The organism is Kitasatospora cineracea, assembly GCF_003751605.1.
GTDB lineage: Bacteria > Actinomycetota > Actinomycetes > Streptomycetales > Streptomycetaceae > Kitasatospora > Kitasatospora cineracea.
In genome coordinates this window covers 3,851,443-3,870,136 of sequence record NZ_RJVJ01000001.1, presented here as the reverse complement: position 1 = coordinate 3,870,136, position 18,694 = coordinate 3,851,443, and the positions used below count along the sequence as shown (strand labels likewise).

At 75.6% G+C, this 18,694-nt stretch carries 14 protein-coding genes and 1 pseudogene; 11 read left to right on the top strand and 4 right to left on the bottom strand.

Features of this window, described 5'->3' with window-relative positions:
- Positions 1 to 228: 228 nt before the first annotated feature.
- The 3 genes from EDD39_RS17600 to EDD39_RS17585 form a co-directional block, all read right to left on the bottom strand.
- Positions 229 to 978, bottom strand: a complete 750-nt coding sequence (locus EDD39_RS17600; RefSeq protein ID WP_123557187.1) for a thiol:disulfide interchange protein DsbA/DsbL — start codon at positions 976 to 978, stop codon at positions 229 to 231.
- 288 nt (positions 979 to 1,266) lie between these two features.
- On the bottom strand, positions 1,267 to 1,989 hold the full coding sequence (locus EDD39_RS17595) for a hypothetical protein (RefSeq protein ID WP_162870051.1): 723 nt from the start codon (positions 1,987 to 1,989) through the stop codon (positions 1,267 to 1,269).
- Positions 1,990 to 2,216: 227 nt separating this feature from the next.
- Positions 2,217 to 3,284 (bottom strand): glycosyltransferase, encoded by a 1,068-nt coding sequence (locus EDD39_RS17585; RefSeq protein WP_123557181.1) that lies wholly within the window; start codon positions 3,282 to 3,284, stop codon positions 2,217 to 2,219.
- A gap of 151 nt (positions 3,285 to 3,435) precedes the next feature.
- On the opposite strand from EDD39_RS17585, the gene EDD39_RS42090 reads away from it, so the two are divergent.
- From EDD39_RS42090 to EDD39_RS17560, 5 genes are all read left to right on the top strand, one after another.
- Entirely contained in the window at positions 3,436 to 4,575 is a 1,140-nt protein-coding gene (locus EDD39_RS42090; RefSeq protein ID WP_279638387.1) for a glycosyltransferase family 4 protein, read from the top strand.
- A gap of 396 nt (positions 4,576 to 4,971) precedes the next feature.
- Positions 4,972 to 6,837: a polysaccharide biosynthesis tyrosine autokinase gene (locus tag EDD39_RS17575; RefSeq protein ID WP_123557179.1), complete on the top strand. Its 1,866-nt coding sequence runs from the start codon at positions 4,972 to 4,974 to the stop codon at positions 6,835 to 6,837.
- Positions 6,834 to 7,922, top strand: coding sequence for a glycosyltransferase (locus EDD39_RS17570; RefSeq protein WP_123557177.1), 1,089 nt, complete (start codon positions 6,834 to 6,836; stop codon positions 7,920 to 7,922). The genes EDD39_RS17575 and EDD39_RS17570 overlap by 4 nt, the downstream gene beginning before the upstream one ends.
- A 25-nt stretch (positions 7,923 to 7,947) precedes the next feature.
- Positions 7,948 to 8,994, top strand: a complete 1,047-nt coding sequence (locus tag EDD39_RS17565; RefSeq protein WP_123557175.1) for a GNAT family N-acetyltransferase — start codon at positions 7,948 to 7,950, stop codon at positions 8,992 to 8,994.
- Positions 8,994 to 10,517: a hypothetical protein gene (locus EDD39_RS17560; RefSeq protein ID WP_123557173.1), complete on the top strand. Its 1,524-nt coding sequence runs from the start codon at positions 8,994 to 8,996 to the stop codon at positions 10,515 to 10,517. The genes EDD39_RS17565 and EDD39_RS17560 overlap by 1 nt, the downstream gene beginning before the upstream one ends.
- Positions 10,518 to 10,548: 31 nt before the next feature.
- On the opposite strand, the gene EDD39_RS17555 is transcribed toward EDD39_RS17560, so the two are convergent.
- Complete coding sequence (locus EDD39_RS17555) at positions 10,549 to 11,769, bottom strand: RNA-guided endonuclease InsQ/TnpB family protein (protein ID WP_123557171.1); 1,221 nt, start codon at positions 11,767 to 11,769, stop codon at positions 10,549 to 10,551.
- A 152-nt stretch (positions 11,770 to 11,921) separates the two neighbouring features.
- Here EDD39_RS17555 and EDD39_RS17550 point away from each other — a divergent pair, with 152 nt between their 5' ends.
- From EDD39_RS17550 to EDD39_RS17525, 6 genes and pseudogenes are all read left to right on the top strand, one after another.
- Positions 11,922 to 13,124 carry a DegT/DnrJ/EryC1/StrS family aminotransferase gene (locus EDD39_RS17550; RefSeq protein WP_123557169.1) on the top strand — a complete coding sequence of 401 codons (1,203 nt, stop codon included), beginning with the start codon at positions 11,922 to 11,924 and terminating at the stop codon, positions 13,122 to 13,124.
- A gap of 97 nt (positions 13,125 to 13,221) precedes the next feature.
- A complete protein-coding gene (mscL, locus tag EDD39_RS17545; protein WP_123557167.1) occupies positions 13,222 to 13,671 on the top strand; it encodes a large conductance mechanosensitive channel protein MscL in 450 nt (149 codons plus the stop codon).
- Positions 13,672 to 14,017: 346 nt separating this feature from the next.
- A complete protein-coding gene (locus EDD39_RS17540) occupies positions 14,018 to 14,614 on the top strand; it encodes a DUF6643 family protein (protein ID WP_123557165.1) in 597 nt (198 codons plus the stop codon).
- Between the two features lie 185 nt (positions 14,615 to 14,799).
- Positions 14,800 to 15,711: an MOSC domain-containing protein gene (locus tag EDD39_RS17535; RefSeq protein ID WP_123557163.1), complete on the top strand. Its 912-nt coding sequence runs from the start codon at positions 14,800 to 14,802 to the stop codon at positions 15,709 to 15,711.
- Positions 15,712 to 15,904: 193 nt separating this feature from the next.
- Complete coding sequence (locus tag EDD39_RS17530) at positions 15,905 to 18,319, top strand: right-handed parallel beta-helix repeat-containing protein (RefSeq protein ID WP_123557161.1); 2,415 nt, start codon at positions 15,905 to 15,907, stop codon at positions 18,317 to 18,319.
- Between the two features lie 56 nt (positions 18,320 to 18,375).
- Positions 18,376 to 18,681, top strand: a pseudogene (locus EDD39_RS17525) (transposase); the annotation flags it as partial.
- Positions 18,682 to 18,694: the final 13 nt, after the last annotated feature.

The window sequence follows — 18,694 nt, the reverse complement described above, 5'->3', positions numbered from 1 at the left end:
CGCCGTCCGCCTGTCGTCTGCCTGTCGTCCGCCGCGCGGACGGTGCGGGCGGCCGATCCCCCCGGCCGGGCCGACCCGCCGACCACAATGACACAGAGTGTGCGGGCGGGGGGCGGGTTCGGTGAAGAATGCGGCGACTCGGCCGGGTACGGGACGGTTCCGGACCGAACCGCCCTTTCCGGCCGGGGAGTTCGGGCGACGAGGGCCGGCCGGGGGTCGGTCGGAGGTTCAGTCGGCGACCAGCTGGTCGAGGGCGGACGGCATGCCGTCCACGCCCCCGGCCCTGGTGGGCGAGGTGCGGCCGTTGCCGTCGACGACCACGGTGGGCAGTTCGGTGATCCGGTTCTGGGTGAACAGCTTCGGGGCGTCCTCGACGGCCCGGTCGACCTCGGCGGAGCGGTACGCGGCCCGGAACTTCGCCGCGTCGACGCCCTGGGTGGCGGCCCAGTCGGCGGCGGACTGCTCGGTGGTCAGGTCGGTGTGCTGCTCGCGGACCGCGCGGAACACCGCGGCCTGCATCCGGTCGACCTCGCCGAGCCGGTCCAGGGCGTAGAACAGCCGTGCGTGGGCCCGCTGTTCGGCCTCGTCGGGGCTGCCGACCCAGATCGCGGGGACGCGGCGCAGCGTGACGTCCGCCTGGTGCTCGGCGGCCCAGCGGGTGAGCGGCTGCTCGAGCAACGCCGAGTGCGAGCAGTCGTACCAGAAGAACTCGACCGCCTCGTGGGCCCGTTGGGCCTTCGGCGCGGCCGGCAGCGGGGCGGCGGCGTCCAGCGGGCGGGTCGCGGGCACCGGCGCGTGCTGCTGGGTGGGGCCGGTCGGCCGGACGGCGGGGAGCTGGTGACCGGGCGTCGGCAACTGCTGGCCGTTCGGGCCGAACGGCAGCCCGGGGAGGGCCGGCGCGGCCTCGGCGACGGCCGGGGCGGCCAGCAGGCCCCCGGCGACGGCGAGCAGGACAGTGGTTCTGAGCAGCGACTTCACCCCGGCAGACTGGCAGGCCGGGATGCGGCGTTCCAGGCGATCGGGCCCCGGACGGCGGAATTCGCCGGATGTTCGCCGGATCGGAGCAGCCCGGTGGCACGGCGGTTCGAACGGGCGTCGGGCGTTCGAAGTCCCGGCCGTCCCGGCCGTCTTGGCCGTCCTGGCTGTCGCAGCTGTCGCGGCTGCTGCGGCTGTCGCGGCTGTCGCGGCCGCGGTGCTCGGCCCCCTCGGCTCCGGTGGGCGGGCGCGCCCCCGCTCCGGCGCCCACCTGCGTCGGGGGACGGCCGGTTACTTGCCGTCGTGCTTCCACTGGGCGCGGGCCTCGGCCTCGCCGGCCTTCGGGACGCCGATCTGGATCTGGTCGGAGCCCTCCTCGGCGATCGGGCAGTAGCGGCCGTCCTTGACCTGCATCTGCAGGGCGAGCACCTCGCCGTTGCGGACCAGTTCCAGCACGTCGCCGGTGGCGCAGGTGGCGTTGGCGGCGACCGGCGGCGAGGAGAGCCAGCTGACGGCCTGGTAGACCGGGACGCCCGGGCGCAGCACGGTGCCGTGCGCCTTGTCGGTGGCGAAGCTGCCGGCGCCCAGGACGCCGCTCTTGAGCTTCATGAAGGTGGTGGGCACGTGGTTGATCCGCAGGTCGGGGCCGCCGTAGACGACGCAGTCGTGGCCGCTGGTGTTGGTCAGCTTGATGATGCCGTTGACCCGCGGGTCGGCGCTCTTGTCGAGCGTCAGCTCGGCCTTGACGTCGCTCTCCTTCTCGGAGTTGCCGCAGATCGGCATGTCGGCGGCGACCGTGCCGCCGGTGCCGCCGGTGTTCCCGGCGGGGGCGGCGGTGCTGCCGCCGGTGCCGCCGGACGGGGCGGTGGAGGCGGCCGGGGCGGCGCCGGGGGCGCTCGCCGCGGTGGAGGCGGCCGGGGCCGCGCTGCCGCTGTCCTCGGGGTCACAGGCCGTCAGCGCCAGGACGGCGCAGGCGGCGAGGGCGGCCAGGGCGACGGGCTTGCGAACGTTCATCTCGGACTCCTGCGGTGTGCTGCGGTGGCCGCCGGTCGGCGGCAAGCATCACCACGGCGTCCGGCTATCGGGCGGTTGCGGGCCGGAACGTCCGGTACAGCGCTGTTACACGGGCCGTTACACGGGAGGCCGGACGCTCCGTCAGGCGCCTTTCCGGCGACGGGTGGTTCGTGCACCCGCCGGGTTCCGGCCGTGACGCTACCGGGAGTGCGGGGCAGGGGCGCCGGTCAGCGCGGGCGGGCGACTTCGCGCAGCAGGTGCTGCCAGGCGGTGGTGACCGGGGCGAGGTCGAAGTGGGCCAGGGCGTGCGCCCGGGCGGCCGCCGCGTAGCGGGTGCGGTCGGCGGCGAGCAGGGTGCGCAGGGCGGCGGCCAGCGCGGCCGGGTCGCCGGGCGGGACCAGCAGGCCGCCCTCGCCGGGGCGCACCACGTCCGAGACCCAGCCGACGTCGGTGGCCACGGCCGGGACGGCGGCCAGTGCGGCCTCGATCAGCACGCCCGGGACGCCCTCGGAGTCGCTGGTCAGCAGCAGCAGGTCGGCGGCCCGGTAGAGCGGGGCCGGGTCGGCCAGCGGGCCGAGCAGGTGGGTGCGCGGGCCCGGGGCCAGACCGGTCCGCAGCGGGCCCTCGCCGGCCAGCGCGAGGTGCACGTCCGCCGGGAGCAGGGCGTGCGCGGCGAGCGCCAGGTCGGGGCGCTTCTCCGGGCTGAGCGCGCCGACCCAGGCGATCAGCGGGGCGTCGGCGGGCAGGCCGAGGGCCGCGCGGGCGGCGGCCCGGTCGGCGGGGTCGGCGGCGGGCCGGAAGCGGTCGGCGGGGCGGGCGTTGGGGAGGGTGCGCAGTCGGCGGGCGGGCAGCCGGAACCGGGTGCGCAGCACCTCGACGGCGTGCGGGGAGATCGCGGCGACGGCCGCCGCCCGGTGCAGGAACGCGCCCACCCGCAGGCGGCGCAGCGGGGTGGCGGTCCAGTGCCGGGGGTCGCCGATGTTCACGTAGACGAAGGGGGTGCGGGCGGCGAACAGCCCCAGCGCGCACGCCTGGAGGGTGGAGGAGCCGTGCGCGACCACCACGTCGGCCCGGGCGGCGGCCCGCCGCAGCGCCCGCAGGGTGGCGGGGTGGTGGCGGGACGGGCCGAGGACGGGGACGGCGGCGGCGGGGTCGGCGTCGGGGTGCGGGTGCAGGGCGGCCAGGGCGGAGGGCTGGCCGCGGCGCAGCAGTTCCCCGTGCAGGTCGTGGGCGAGGCGTTGGGCGCCGCGGGCCCTGGGGTCGGTGATGACGTGGAGTACCCGGGGGTCGGCCATGGCGTGACCATATCGAGCAGGGGCTGGCGGGGGGCGCTGATGTTCAAAAGCCCGTGGCAGCACGGGCTTTCCGGGGGTTCGGGGGACGGGGGGCGGGGCGGGCTGGGATGCTGGGCGGCGGTCGGGGGGCGGGTCGGGCGAGGGGGTCGCTGTGGTGCGCGTGGTGTACGTGATCGACAGTGTGAGCCGGGTGGGGGGTGCGGAGCAGGGGTTGGTGGCGATGGCTCCGCTGCTGGTGCGGGCGGGGGTGGAGTTGCACGTGGCGTTCCTGAAGGAGTCGCCGGGCGGGTTCCAGCGGGAGTTGGCGGCGGCGGGGGCGGGGGTGCACCCGGTGCCGGGGGGTTCGCGGGGGGCGCGGGTGGCGGGGTTGCGGGGGTTGTTCCGGGGGTTGCGGCCGGACCTGGTGCACACGACGTTGTACGAGTCGGACGTGCTGGGGCGGTCGGCGGCGTTCGCGGCGCGGGTGCCGGTGGTGTCGAGCCTGGTGAACTCGGCGTACGGGCCGGAGCACGTGCACGCGCGGGGGTTGAGTCCGTGGAAGGTGCGGGCGGCGCAGGCGGTGGACGCGGTGACGGCGCGGGGGGTGCGGCGGTTCCACGCGTTGACGGAGCACGTGGCGGAGGTGATGGCGGCCCGGTTGCGGGTGGCGCGGCGGCGGATCGAGGTGGTGCCGCGGGGGCGGGACCCGCTGGCGCTGGGGCGGGTGACGGCGGAGCGGCGGGCGGCGGTGCGGGGGGCGCTGGGGCTGGCGGAGGAGGTGCCGGTGGTGCTGGCGGCGGCCCGGCAGCAGTACCAGAAGGGGTTGGACGTGCTGGTGTCGGCGTGGCCGCGGGTGCGGGCGGCGCGGCCGGACGCGGTGCTGCTGCTGGCGGGCAGCCGGGGGGCGGAGACGGCCCGGTTGGAGGGGTTGGCGGAGCGGACGGGCGGCGTGCGGTTCCTGGGGCCGCGGGACGACGTGTTCGACCTGATGGCGGCGGTGGAGGTGTGCGCGGTGCCGTCGCGCTGGGAGGGGCTGGGGAGTGCGGCGCTGGAGGCGATGGGGGTGGGGGTGCCGCTGGTGTGCGCGGACGTGCCGGCGCTGCGGGAGACGGTGGGCGGCGGGGAGGAGTGCGCGCTGCTGGTGCCGCCGCAGCGGCCGGAGGCGTTGGCGGGGGCGCTGGTGCGGGTGCTGGAGGGGCGCGGGGAGGCGCTGGTGCGGGCGGAGGCGGCGCGGGCGCGCTTCCTGGCCGGGTACACGCTGGAGCGGGTGTCGGCGCGGATGGTGGAGTTCTACGGGCGCGCACTGTCCTGACGGCGGGCGGGCACCGGCCTGACGGCGGGCGGGCGGGCCGGGCGGGCCGCCGGCCCTCCGGTCCGTCCCGTGCGGGCTTTTGATGACCGTTCGTCAGTTCGGGTACGGGCGTCCGGATTCGGCCCAACGGCAGGTGTCAGTATGGCCAAAGTGCTTGCGCCGCAGGTCCGGGGCGGGAAGCATCGGGCGCAGGGGAGGGCCGTGGGGGCGGCCTCGTTCGTTTCGACTTTTTCTTTCCGCCGCAGCCGGGGGCGCGTACGGGGCCGGGGTCCGGTGCCGTTCCCGGGGGATCCGAGGTCCGGGGTGGCCGGGCCGGCCGTACCGATGCGCGCCGCCCATGGGGCGGGTGCGGCCGTGGGCGCGTGGGCACCGTGACGAGGCGAGGGGAACCAACCGGTGGAACCGGCAAATCTGTTCACCGTTCTGCGGCGGTACTGGCGGCTGCTGGCGGCCTGCACGGCGGCCGCGCTGGTCGTGGGGTACCTGCTGACGCCGGCCGGTGACGCCGTGGACAACGGCAAGTGGCAGTGCAAGGTGGCGATCACGCCGGTGGCGGGCGCGGCGGACACCGTGCGGGCCGACCAGGTGCTGTCGTACGCGCAGGGGTCGGCGGTGACCACGGCGGCGGCGCAGAAGCTGCACCTGACGGACGTGGCGGCGCTGACCGCGCGCCGGACGGTGGCGGCGGAGTCCACCCAGATGCTGCTGTTCACCACCACCGGCCCGACCCAGCAGTCCTGCGCGGACCTGGCGGCGGCGCTGTCGGAGGCGACGATCACCGGCTACGCCCAGGAGTCGCGCAAGAGCGCCGACGAGTCGATCAAGCGGCTGCGCACCCAGGCGGACGCCCAGCAGGCGCAGCTGGACGACCTGCAGAAGTCGTTCAGCAGGGCCAACGCGAGCGATCAGGCCAAGCTGCAGCCGCAGCTGTCGACGGCGACGGCGGCGCTGACCAAGACCCTCGGGGCCATCGCCGACCTGCAGAACTACAGCCAGACCGACGCGATCCAGCAGTGGGGTTCGATCGACACCAAGGAGCTCGGCGGCAGCCTGCTGACCTCGCCGACCCGCGGGGTGCGCCTGGCGCTGGCGGTGGTGCTGGGCCTGGCGCTGGGCGTGGTGGCGGCGCTGATGCTGTCCCGGATGGACACCCGGCTGCGCACCCGGGACGGCGTCGAGGAGGCGTTCAACCTGCCGGTGGTCGGCGAGATCCCGGTCCTGTCGCGGCGGTTGCGGCGGCTGCGCGAGCCGCTGGTGACGGCCCGGCCGGCGGACCCGGCGACCGAGGCGTTCCGCTCGCTGCGCTCGACGCTGCTGCTGACCGGCCCGGAGGCGCTGTCCGCGCAGTTCGGGCAGGGCGGCCTGGACCAGGACGAGCGGCGGGTGCGGCGGGCGGTGGAGCCGGCGCCGGTGGTGCTGGTGATGTCGGGGCGTTCGGGCGACGGGCGGACCACCACGGTGGCGAACCTGGCGGCGGCGCTGGGCGAGACGGGCCGTCAGGTGCTGGTGCTGGACTGCGACTTCCGGCAGCCGGAGCTGAACGCGCACTTCGGGCTGGACGAGGGCCCGGGCATGGCGGAGCTGCTGTCCGGGGAGCAGCCGGCCTCGCTGGTGGAGCTGATCCGGCCGACCCGGGTGCCGAACGTGGCGCTGATCGCGGGCGGCCACGCCACCGCGTACCCGGCGGCGCTGGTGCTGCGCGCCGCGGAGGTGCTGGCGCTGGCCCGGCGGCACGCGGACGTGGTGCTGATCGACTCCTCGCCGCTGCTGAACGCCAACGACGCGTACGACCTGGTGCGGCACGCGGACGCGGTGCTGGTGACGGTGATGGCGGGCAACGTCCGCCCGGAGGAGGCGGACCGGGTGTCCGAGCTGCTGGCCCGCACCGGGGTGCCGGTGGCGGGGGTGGCGCTGCTGGGCGCGGAGGTCGCCACCGGGCGGCGCAACCGTTCGCCGCGGCTGCGGCCGGGGCGGCCGGGCGGGCGGGCGCCGCTGGGTCCGGCGCCGGAGCGGGCGGAGCTGCCGCGTCCGGCGGCGGCCGGGCCGCAGCGGCCGGAGCCGCGGCGGGCCGAGCCGGGCCGGGCCGAGCACCAGCGGGCGGCGGACACCCGGCGGCGCGAGCCGGTGTACGGCGAGGGCGGCCGGGGCGAGGACGCCGACCGGCGGGACCGGGCGGCGAGCTGGGGCCGCCGGCCGGCCGAGCTGCCGCCGGAGGAGCCGGTGGAGACCACGCTGCAGCTGCGGCTGGGCGAGGAGCGGTGACCGGGGGGCGGGCGCGGGTGCTCTGGCTGGCCAAGGGCCTGGGCCGGGGCGGCGCGGAGCAGTTGCTGCTGAACTGCGTGCGGCACGCGGACCGGGAGCGGTACGCCATCGAGGTGGCGTACGTGCTGCCGCACAAGGACGCGCTGGTGCCGGACCTGGCGGCGGCGGGCGTGCCGGTGCACTGCCTGGGCGGCGCGCCGGGACGGCGCTGGCCGCTGCGGCTGCGGCGGCTGCTGGCCGAGCGGCGCTACGACCTGGTGCACACCCACATGCCGGTCCCGGCGGTGGCGGCCCGGCTGCTGGCGGGGCGGCCCCGGCCGCGGCTGGTGCACACCGAGCACAACCTGTGGGAGCGCTACCGGCTGCCGACCCGCTGGGCGAACGCGCTCACCTATGGGCGCAACGACGCGGTGATCGCGGTGTCGCACGCGGTGGCGGCGGGGGTCGGGCGGCGGCGGGCGGGCGCGTGGCTTTCGGTGGTGCACCACGGGCCGGACCTGGGCGGCGCGCCGTCCGGCCCGGCGGCGCGGCGCGCGGCGCGGGCCGCGCTCGGGCTGCCGGAGGACGCGTTGGTGGTCGGCACGGTCGGCAACCTGACCGCGAAGAAGGACCAGGCGACGCTGCTGGCGGCGTTCGCGCTGCTGCGCGAGCGGGAGCCGGACGCCCGGCTGGTGCTGGTCGGGTCGGGCCCGCTGGAGGCCGAGCTGCGGGCCCGGGCGGGCGGCGGCGTGCTGTTCGCGGGCATGCGCGCGGACGTCCCGGCGCTGCTGCCGGGCTGGGACGTGTTCTGCCTGAGCTCCCGTCAGGAGGGCCTGCCGGTGGCGCTGATGGAGGCGATGGCCTCGGGCCTGCCGTCGGTGGTGACGGCGGTCGGCGGCGTGCCGGAGATCCTGGACGACGGCGTGCAGGGCCGGCTGGTGCCGCCGGGCGATCCGGCCCGGCTGGCGGCGGCACTGGGCGAGTTGGCCGATCCGGCCCTGCGCGGGCGGATGGGCGCGGCGGCCCGCGAGCGGTCGGCGTCCTTCGACGTGGCGGGCGCGCAGCGGGCGGTCGAGCGGGTGTACGCGCGGGTCCTGGCGAACTGAACCGACGGGTGGGGCGGAGCACGACGTGGGTGGTGGACTGACGTACCGCGGGCTGGAGCCGGCGGACGTTCCGGCGGTGCTGGAGCTGTTGACGGCTTCGCTGGCGGGCGGCCCGACCGGGCGGCGCAGCGCGGAGTTCTTCGACTGGAAGCACCGGGAGAACCCGTTCGGGTCGAGCCCGGGCCTGGTCGCGGTGACGGACGGCGGGCGGGTGGTGGGGGTGCGGCTGTTCCTGCGCTGGTGCTGGCGCGGGGCGGGCGGCCGCGAGGTGCGGGCGGTGCGGCCGGTGGACACCGCGACGCACCCGGACTTCCGGGGCCGCGGGATCTTCCGCGGGCTGACCACCGAGCTGCTCGAACAGGTGCGCGGCGAGGCCGAGTTGGTGTTCAACACGCCGAACGGCAGCAGCCTGCCCGGCTACCTGCGGATGGGCTGGCGGGAGCTGGGCCGCGTCCCGGTGGCGCTGCGGGTGGCCCGGCCGGTGTCGTTCGCCCGGGGCGCCCGCTCGGCGCTGGCCCGCCGCCCCGGCCCGTCGGGGCCGCCGCGCTGCGAACTGCCCACCGCCGCCGGGTGGTTGTCCTCCCCTGACGCCCGGACGGCCGCGCAGCTGGCCGAGCTGCTCGCCGAGCGCGAGCGGGCGGACGCGGCCGACCCGCGGCTGCACACCGTGCGCACCCCGCAGTACCTGGCCTGGCGGTACGGGGCGGCGCCGGGCCTGGACTACCGGGTGGCGACGGTGGAGCGGGGCGGCGAACTGGTCGGGGTGGCGTTCGGGCGGCCCCGGCGGCGCGGCCCGCTGGCCGAGTTCACGCTGGCCGAGCTGATCGTCCGCCCGGGCGACCGGGCCGCCGCCGCCCGGTTGCTGCGCACCGCCGCGGCCTCCGGCTGCGACCACGCCGCCACCCACCTGTCCCCCGGCACCGAGGCCGCCGCGGCCGCGCTGCGGGCGGGCTGCGTGCGGGCGCCGCGCACCGGGATGGTGCTGGCCGCCCGCACCCCGGCCGGCCCGCTGCCCGCCGAACGGTCGCTGGCCGACTGGCGGTTCAGCCTCGGCGACCTGGAGGTCTTCTGATGGCGGCGCTGCTCGCCGCCCGCCGTCCGCGCCGCCCCCGCCCGGCGGCGCGGCTGCACGCGGCGCTGCGCCGGGGCGGCCCGTCCGCGCTGGCCTGGGCGGTGGTGCTGGGCTACGTGACGGTGTTCGTGCTGGCGATGGTGCACACCACGTACGACACCTGGGGGGCGCTGCTGGTGGCCCCGGCGCTGATGGCGGTCGGCACGCCGGTCCTGGCCCGGGTGGCGGCGGCCAACCCGGAGCGCGGGGTGTTCCGGCTGCTGATGGTGGCGATGGCGGCGAAGCTGGCCTGCGCCTTCCCGCGCTACCTGATGGCGTTCGTGCTGTACGGCGGCGCGGCGGACGCCAAGATGTACGACCAGAAGGGCTCCGAGCTGGCCCGCTACCTGACCACCACCGACTTCTCCGCCGGCCTGCACTACGACCTGGGGATGAAGGTCGCGGGCACCGGCTTCGTGATCATCGTGACCGGTGTGGTCTACGCGGTCACCGGGCCGACCCTGGTCGGCGGTTTCCTGGTGTTCTCCTGGCTGGGCTTCTGGGGGCTGCTGTTCTTCTGGCGGGCGCTGCAGATCGCCTTCCCGGAGGCGGACTCGCGGCGCTACGCGAAGCTGGTGTTCTTCCTGCCCTCGCTGCTGTTCTGGCCGTCCAGCATCGGCAAGGACGCCTGGATGATGTTCTGCCTGGGCCTGACTACGTACGGGGTGGCGCGGCTGCTGGACCGCCGGTTCGGGGCGTTCGCGTGCATCGCGCTGGGCTCGCTGGGCACCGCGATGGTGCGCCCGCACGTGACGGTGCTGGCGGGCGCGGGCCTGAGCGTGGCGTACCTGCTGCGGCAACGGCCGCGGCAGGTGTCGGCGCTGGGGCCGCTGCGCACGGTGCTGACGGCGGCGGTGCTGGCGGCGGGCGTGATGCTGATGCTGCAGCAGGTGTCGACGTTCTTCGGGACCAGCGGCACCGGCGGGGACGCGGTCAACCAGGTGCTGTCGGAGACCTCGCGGCGCACCTCGCAGGGCGACTCGGTGATCAACGCGGCCGCCGCGGACGAGCCGGCGCCCGGGTTCAGCCTCAATCCGGTGAAGCTGCCGGTGTCGGTGGTGAGCGTGCTGTTCCGGCCGTTCCCGTTCGAGGCGTCGAACGTGCAGAACCTGATCCAGTCGGTGGAGTGCTTCGCGCTGCTGGTGATGTTCGTCCGGGCCTGGCCGCAACTGGCCCGGGTGCCCAGGCTGTTCGTCCAGCGCTCGTACGTGGCCTTCACGGTGGTGTACACGCTGCTGTTCTGCTGGGCGTTCTCGACCATCAACAACATGGGCATCCTGTCCCGCGAGCGGGTGCAGGTGCTGCCGCTGGTCCTGGTGCTGCTGGCGGTGCCCCGACCGGCCGCCGACCGCCCGGTGCGGCGGCGACGGCGGCTCGGCCGGGCCCGGCCGGGCCCGCGGGGCGCCGCCCGGCCGGGCCCCGAACCTCCGGCCGCCGTCGGCGCGCCGGATCCGTCCCGAACCCAGGGGGGCTCGACCTCTTGACATCCTCTCCCCCCTGGGGGGGAGATTCCCCTCAGCCTCGCGGCTGAGCCGCTGCGCGTGGGCGCGGCGGTGGGACGACTTCCTGCTTCATTGACGACTGCCCGCCCGGAGTGCTCCGTTGAGGTCTTACACCGTCTCCACAGGCTGCTGCCACCAGTCCGGCGGCCAGGATGTTGCGCGCCGCGTTGACGTCCCGGTCGTGGACCGCACCGCAGTCGCACGTCCACTCGCGGACGTTGAGGGGCATCTTGTCGCGGACGGTTCCGCAGGCGGAGCACAGCTTGGAACTGGGGAACCACCGGTCGACGGCGATCACCTCGCGTCCGTACCACTGGGCCTTGTACTCCAGCATGGACCGCAGCTCGGTCCACGAGGCGTCGCTGATGGCCCGCGACAGCTTGCGGTTCCCCAGCATGTTGCGGACCGACAGGTCCTCGATCACGACCGCTTGGTTCTCACGGACGAGTCGAGTGGTCAGCTTGTGCAGGAAGTCACGCCTGCGGTCGGCGATCCGGGCGTGCACCCGAGCGACCTTGACACGGGCCTTCTCCCGGTTGTTGCTGCCCTTGGCCTTGCGGGCCAGCTCCCGCTGGGCCCTGGCCAGGCGCTCGCGGTCGGCGCGCTCGAACTTCGGGTTGGCGACCTTCTCACCGGTGGAGAGCGTCACCAAGCCGGTGATCCCGGCGTCGATACCGACAACCGCGTTGACCGGGGCGGGCATCGACGGCCGGTCCTCGCACAGCACCGAGACGAACCAGCGACCCGAAGCGTCCTGCGACACGGTCACCGTGGAGGGAGCCGCGCCCGCGGGCAGCGGGCGCGACCACACGATGTCCAGCGGCTCCGCCATCTTCGCCAGCGTCAGAGCGCCGTTCCGGAACCGGAACGCGGACGACGTGTACTCGGCGGAGCGGCGGGACTTCCGCTTGGACTTGAACGTCGGGTACTTCGCCCGCTTCGTGAAGAAGTTGGTGAACGCCCCCTGCAAGTGCCGGAGGGTCTGCTGCAACGGGACGGACGACACCTCGGAGAGGTAGGCCAGCTCCTCGGTCTTCTTCCACGCCGTCAGCATCGCGGAGGTGGTGTTGTAGTTGATCCGCTCCTGACGGAGGCTCCACGCCTCGGTCCGGGCCTGCAACGCCAGGTTGTAGACCTTCCGCACGCAACCGAAGGTGCGCGACAGCTCAGCCGCCTGCGCATCCGTCGGGTGGAAGCGGTACTTGAAAGCCCGCTTCACGTGGTTCGTGGTCATGCTCACAACTTAGTGGGACCACCTGTAAAGACTAAACCTCCCGGTCAGAGCACTGCGGTCCGCCTTGCGGCGAAACGCAGCCCATTGCCCTGCTCCGCAGGAGATCCGTTTCCTCCCCCGGCTGAAGCCGGGGGTATCCACGGAGGTATCCGATGACGACCGACCAGAACCGCCCCGCCGCCCTCGGCGGCCCGCCCGCCTTCCCCGACGGCCTGCCGCTGACCCGGGTCCGGGTGCCCGACCGGGAGGGGCTGCTCGGGCGGCTCGGCGCGGTGCTCGACTCCGGGATGCTCACCAACGGCCCGCTGGTGCGCGAACTGGAGGAGCGGGCCGCCGAGTTGATGGAGGTGCCGCACGTGGTGGCGGTGTCCAACTGCACGGCGGGCCTGATGCTGGTGCTGCAGGCCGCGGGGGTCGGCGACCGGCGCCCGGTGCTGATGCCGGGCTTCACCTTCTCGGCGACCGCGCACGCCGCGCACTGGGCCGGCGGCACCCCGCTGTTCGCCGAGGCCCGGGAGCGGGACATCACCCTGGACCCGGCCGACGCCGAGGCCCGGCTGAAGGCCGCCGACTCCCCCGCCGCGCTGATGGCCACCCACGTGTACGGGACGCCCTGCCAGGTCGAGGAGCTGCAGCGGGTCGCCGACGCGGCCGGGCTGCCGCTGGTGTACGACGCCGCGCACGGCCTCGGCTCGAAGCGGCGCGGCGTGCCGGTGGGCAACTTCGGCCTGGCCGAGGTGTTCTCGATGAGCCCGACCAAGGTCGCGGTGGCCGGCGAGGGCGGCCTGGTCGCCACCCGGGACGCCGCGCTCGCCCGGACCCTGCGCACCGCCCGCGACTACGGCAACCCGGGCGACTACGACACCCTGTTCCCCGGCCTGAACGCCCGGATGAGCGAGCTGCACGCCGCGGTCGGCCTGACCTGGCTGGCCGGCCTGCCCGAGCGGGTCGCCCACCGGGGCGCGCTGGTCGCCGAGTTCGCCCGCACGGTGGCCGGCGTCCCCGGCCTGCGGCTGGCCCTGCCGGAGGACGGCGACACCTCCACCTTCAAGGACCTGACGCTGATCCTGGACCCGGCCGCCTTCGGCCTGGACAACCGGCAACTGGCCGACGCCCTGCGGGCCGAGGGCATCGACACCCGCCGCTACTTCTTCCCGCCCGTCAACCGGCAGCGCGCCTACGCCCACCTCGGGCAGGCGGACGACCTGCCGCGCACCGACCGGCTGGCGGCCGCGGTGCTGACCGTCCCGCTGTGGTCGCAGATGGACCCGGCGACCGTCCGGCGGGTCGCCGACGCGGTGGTGCGCATCCAACCCTTCGCGGCCGAGCTGGCGGCGGCCGCGGCGCGCGGCTGAGCCCGTCCGATCGAGTCTCGCAAGGCGGTTCGGAGATTAGTCGGATCAGGTGAACTCGGTTGGACCGAGGGGAGGTTGGCGCGTCAGGATGGCTGACATGTTCAAGGGATTCCGCAGCTTCCTGCTGCGCGGCAACGTCGTCGACCTCGCGGTCGGCATCGTCATCGGCGCCGCCTTCACCGCCGTCGTGACCGGTTTCGTCTCCGCCTTCCTGACCCCGCTGATCGGCATCGCCGCCGGCGCGGTCGGCGACTTCAGCAAGGAGGCGTTCACCGTCGCCGGGGTCACCTTCCCGTACGGCGCGTTCCTCCAGGCCCTGATCAGCTTCGTGCTGGTCGCCGCGGTGATCTACTTCGCCGTCGTGATGCCGGTCGGCAAGCTGCAGAACCGTTTCAACCCGGTCAAGGACACCCCGGTGACCAAGGCCGACTGCCCCGAGTGCCTCAGCACCGTCCCGGCCGCCGCGACCCGCTGCGCGCACTGCACCACCGAGCTGGCCGGCCGCCCGGGCTTCCCGGCCCAGGCCGTCGCCGCGGCCGCCCGCTGAGCCCCCTCCCGCACCATCCCGGCCCGGACGGCACCCGCCGTCCGGGCCGGTCCCGTTCCCGCCCCGTTCCCGCCCCGGACGGCGCCCCGCGGACGGCGGTCTGGACCACTGAGGCTTAACGGAACCTTGGCGCAGCCTTTCGGCCGTCCGATCGGAGGGCTTTTGTCCACCCCGGATGAGCGGGTGGGGTACGGACGATGGATCCCGGATGACCGAAACGGGACGTCAGTTCGCCCGGCTGTGTCCGGCATTGCCCGATTTAAGCGAGCGAAGAGTCTGTAAACAGTTGAACTCCAGGCCGTTCCGCTCTCCTCAGCAGGCACGTTGTGGGCTTACGGTATGCCCCATGACCTCGCCCCGCTCCTACGACGGAGTCGGCTACCCCTCTCCGTCCTTCTCCTCCGGCACGCCCATCTACGACAGCCTGGTCGCAGAGCGCGGCATTCCGCAGATCGCACCCATCAACGTGCCCCCGGCCCTCCCGGCCTCCTCCTGGTCCTCCGCCTACGGCAGCGGTTTCGGCACCGGCTTCGACGCCCCCCAGTCGAACCTGCCCGCCCTGCCCCCGGCCCGTCTCGCCCTCGGCCCCGGCCCGAGCAGCACCCCGGCCCCCGCGCCGTACATCCCGGCCCAGCCCGGCTACCCGGGCGCCCCGCAGCCCCAGCAGCCCGGCTACGCGAGCGCCCCGCAGGGCTTCGGCCAGCGCCCGGCCGCCCCGTCCTACCCGCAGCCCGGGCAGGCGTACCCGGCCCCGCAGGCCCCCGGCGGCTTCGCCGCGGCCCCGCAGAGCTTCACGCCGACCTTCAACTCCCAGCAGTTCGGCGCCCAACCCGCCCCGCAGCAGCAGTCGTTCGGCGACCAGTCGTTCGGCGGCAACACGCTCCGCCCGGCGGCCGCCCCCCAGCAGTACCCGCAGTACCGGCAGTACCCCCAGGCCGGCTGAGGACCCCTCCCGAGGGGGCGAGGTCACCACGCAACGGAGCGTTTTCTCCCCCACACCCCCGCCCGCGCACACCGCCCGGACGGGACCGCACCACCACGGTTCCCCGTGTTCCCCCGCCAGGGGAGGGCACGGGGAACCGTCGTACCCGCCCGCTCCGGCCGGAGCGGGCCTGGCAGGATGGCCCCATGCCCCGTCTAGCCGCGCTCCACCTGTACCCCGTCAAGTCGATGTACCGGCTCAGCCCGCCGTCCGCCGTGGTGCAGCCCTGGGGCCTGGCCGGGGACCGCCGCTGGATGCTGGTCGACGCCGACGGCACCGCCCTCACCCAGCGCGACGAGCCCTCGATCGGACAGTTCCGCCCCGTCCCGTCCGCCGACGGCACCGCGCTCGCCCTGACCGGCCCGGACGGCGACGTCCACACCCTGCCGGTGCCCGCCCTCGCCACCGGCGCCCCCGAGGCCGCCGTCGACGTCTTCGGCACCCGCTTCTCCGCCGCCCTGACCGGCAAGGAGACCACCGCCTGGCTGGCCGGACGGCTGCCCGCCAAGCACGGCGAGGTCCGGCTGGTCCACCTCGACCGCCCGGCCACCAGCCGCCCGATCGACCCGGGGTACGCCGCCCCGGACGAGACCGTCTCGATGGCCGACGGCTTCCCGCTGCTGGTCACCACCACCGCCTCGCTCGACGAGCTGAACGCCCGGATCGCCGCCGACCACCCCGACGACCCGCGCAAGGCCGCCGCGCTGCCGATGGAGCGCTTCCGCCCCAACCTGGTGGTCTCCGGCACCGTCCCGTGGGCCGAGGACGGCTGGCGGCGGATCCGGGTCGGCGGCCTGGAGTTCCGGGTGGCCAAGCCGTGCGGGCGCTGCGTGATGACCACCACCGACCAGGAGACCGGCGAGCGGCGCGGCCCCGAGCCGCTGCGCGCGCTGGGCCGGCACCACCGCTTCGGGCAGAAGCTGGTGTTCGGCCAGAACCTGGTCCCGGTCCGCCCCCTCGGCACCGACCCGGCCGCCGAGGTGCTGGGCACCCTGGCGGTCGGCGACCGGGTCGAGGTGCTGGAGGAGGTCCCGGCGCCGCTGCCGGACCGCCGCTGAACCACCGCGCCGCCGCCGCTCCCCGGCGCCGTCAGCTCCGTGCACCCGGAACCACCCCCGGCCCCGCTCGTTGAACCGGGCGCCGGAGCCGGACGGCGGTCCGCCGGGTCCGCACCGCGCGCTACGGTGGGGTGATCGCGCGGCGTCCCGACGCAACCGACGTAACCGACGAAGGCGGGGATGACAGATCGTCATGGCTGAGCTCAGGGTCCGGGTCACGCAGGACAGCGCCTCGCGGTGGCGCCGGCGCAGCGGGGAGTACGCCACCCTCCGCGAGGCCCTGGAGGTCGCCGAGCCGGGCGACACCCTGACGGTCCGCCCCGGGACGTTCCGCGAGGCCGTGCTGATCGACAAGCCGGTGACGCTGGTCCCCGAGCAGGGCCCGGGCAGCGTCCGGATCTCCCCGCCGGAGAGCGCGGTGCGCGGCGGCACCGCGCTGACCGTGACCGCCGCGGCCACCGTCAGCGGCCTGGTGGTGGAGGGCTCCGACCGCTCCGCGCCCGCCGTGCTGGTGGCCGGCGCGGACGGCGCGGTGCTGTCCGGCTGCCGGGTGGAGACCTCCTCGGCGGTGGGCGTGGAGCTGGCCGACGGCGCCCGGGCCCGGCTGGTCGACTGCGTGGTGGAGAACCCGTCCGGCCTCGGGGTGCGGCTGCGCGCGCAGTCCCGGGCCGAACTGCTGGACTGCGAGGTCGCCGCGGCCGGGCAGAGCGGCCTGGCCGTGCTGGCCGGCTCCCGGCTGCACGCCGAGCGGGTCAAGGTGCGCCGCACCGGCGGGGCCGGCGTCCTGCTGGCCGACCCGGGGACGCTGGCGGAGCTGATCGGCTGCGAGGTCTCCGAGGTGCGCGGCTCGGGCGTGCAGGCCGAGGCGCAGGCGGTGGGCCGGCTCACCGACTGCACGGTCCACCGGGTCTCCGGCAACGGCCTGAGCCTGGACACCGGCGCCGAGTTGGAGCTGTCCTCCTGCCGGGTGCACGAGGTGCCGGAGAACGCCGCGGACCTGCGCGGCGGCGCGAAGCTGACGCTGCGCCAGACCACCGTGCACGGCTTCGGGCGGGGCGCGCTCTCGGTCTGGGACGGCGGTACCCGGGTGCTCGCCGAGGGCTGCCGCTTCCACTCCGCGCAGGGCGACTACCCGGCGCTGTGGGTGAGCGACGGCGCCGCCCTGGAGCTCGCCGACTGCGCCCTGGACGACCTGCCCGACGCCCTGTTCGTGCTCGACCAGGGCTCGACGGCCACCGCCCGGGACTGCTCGTTCAGCGCGATCCGCTCCTCCGCGGTCTCGGTCAGCGGCGGTGCCAGCGCCGACCTGTCGGGCTGCCGGATCCAGGGCGCGGGCACCGGCCTGTGGTTCCGCGACCACGGCTCGGGCGGCCTGCTCACCGACTGCGAGATCGCCGACGTCGCCACCGGCGTGATCGTCACCAAGGGCGCCGACCCGGTGCTGCGCGAGTGCACGGTGCGCGGCGCCAGCGAGGCCGGGGTGTACGTGTCGGCGCAGGGCCGCGGCGAGTTCGACACCGTCCGGGTCTCCCAGGGCGGCTTCGGCTTCCACGTGATCGACGGCTGCCGGACGAAGCTGATCCGCTGCCGGGCCGAGCGCAACTCCCGGGCCGGGTTCGAGTTCTCCGAGCCGGGCCCGGTCGCCGAGGGCTGCACCTCGGACGACGCGGCGCCGGCGCCGGCCCCCGCGGCCGTTCCCGCCGGGCCCCTCGTGCCCGCGCCGGCGGGGCCGCCGCTGGCCACCCTGGTGCAGACCTCCTCCCCCGCGCTGCCCGCCGCCGCCGTGATCGCCCCGATCCCGGACTGCCGGCCCGCGGACGTGGCGCTGGCCGAACTCGACTCCCTGGTCGGCCTGGCCACCGTCAAGCAGGAGGTCCGCACCCTGATCGACCTGATCTCGGTCGGCCGGGCCCGCCAGCGGGCCGGGCTCAAGGCCCCCTCGCCGCGCCGCCACCTGGTCTTCACCGGCGCCCCCGGCACCGGCAAGACCACGGTGGCCCGCCTGTACGGCGAGATCCTGGCCTCGCTCGGCGTGCTGCAGCGCGGCCACCTGGTCGAGGTGGCCCGGCTCGACCTGGTCGGCGAGCACATCGGCTCGACCGCGATCCGCACCGCCGCCGCCTTCGACAGGGCCCGCGGCGGCGTGCTGTTCATCGACGAGGCGTACGCGCTCGCCCCCGAGGACGGCGGGCGGGACTTCGGCCGCGAGGCGATCGACACCCTGGTCAAGCTGATGGAGGACCACCGCGACGCGGTGGTGGTCATCGTGGCCGGCTACACCGCCGAGATGGAGCGCTTCCTGGCCGCCAACCCCGGCCTGTCCTCGCGCTTCTCCCGCACCGTCACCTTCCCCGACTACACCGCCGGCGAGCTCCTCGACATCGCCCGCGCGCAGGCCGCCGAACACGAGTACCGGCTCGCCGACGCCACCGAGACCGCCCTGCTCACCCACTTCACCGGCATCGACCGCTCCACCGGCTTCGGCAACGGCCGCACCGCCCGCCAGGTGTTCGAGACCATGGTCGAACGCCACGCCTCCCGGGTCGCCCACCTCCCCTCCCCCACCACCGAGGACCTCCAGCTCCTCGTCCCCGCCGACCTCCCCTGACCGGGCCGGGCCCGGCTCCCCCATGTCCGATCGCCCGCCGGCTCGTTGGACCCGGTGTGGGAAAGCGACCGCCGTGGCTGGTGTCGGACGACCTGTGGGAGGTGGTCGAGCCGATGCTGCCGGTGCGGCGCCGCCCGGCCACCGGGCGGCCCTCGCTGGGCGACCGGGGGTGCCTGCAGGGGATCCTGTTCGTGCTGCACACCGGGATCCAGTGGGAGTGGCTGCCGCAGGAGCTGGGCTTCGGCTCCGGGATGACCTGCTGGCGGCGGCTGCGGGAGTGGCAGGAGACCGGCGTCTGGGACCGCCTGCAGGGAGTCCTGCTGAGCGAGTTGGACCGCGCGGGCGACCTGGACTGGGCCCGGGTCGGCCGCTGAG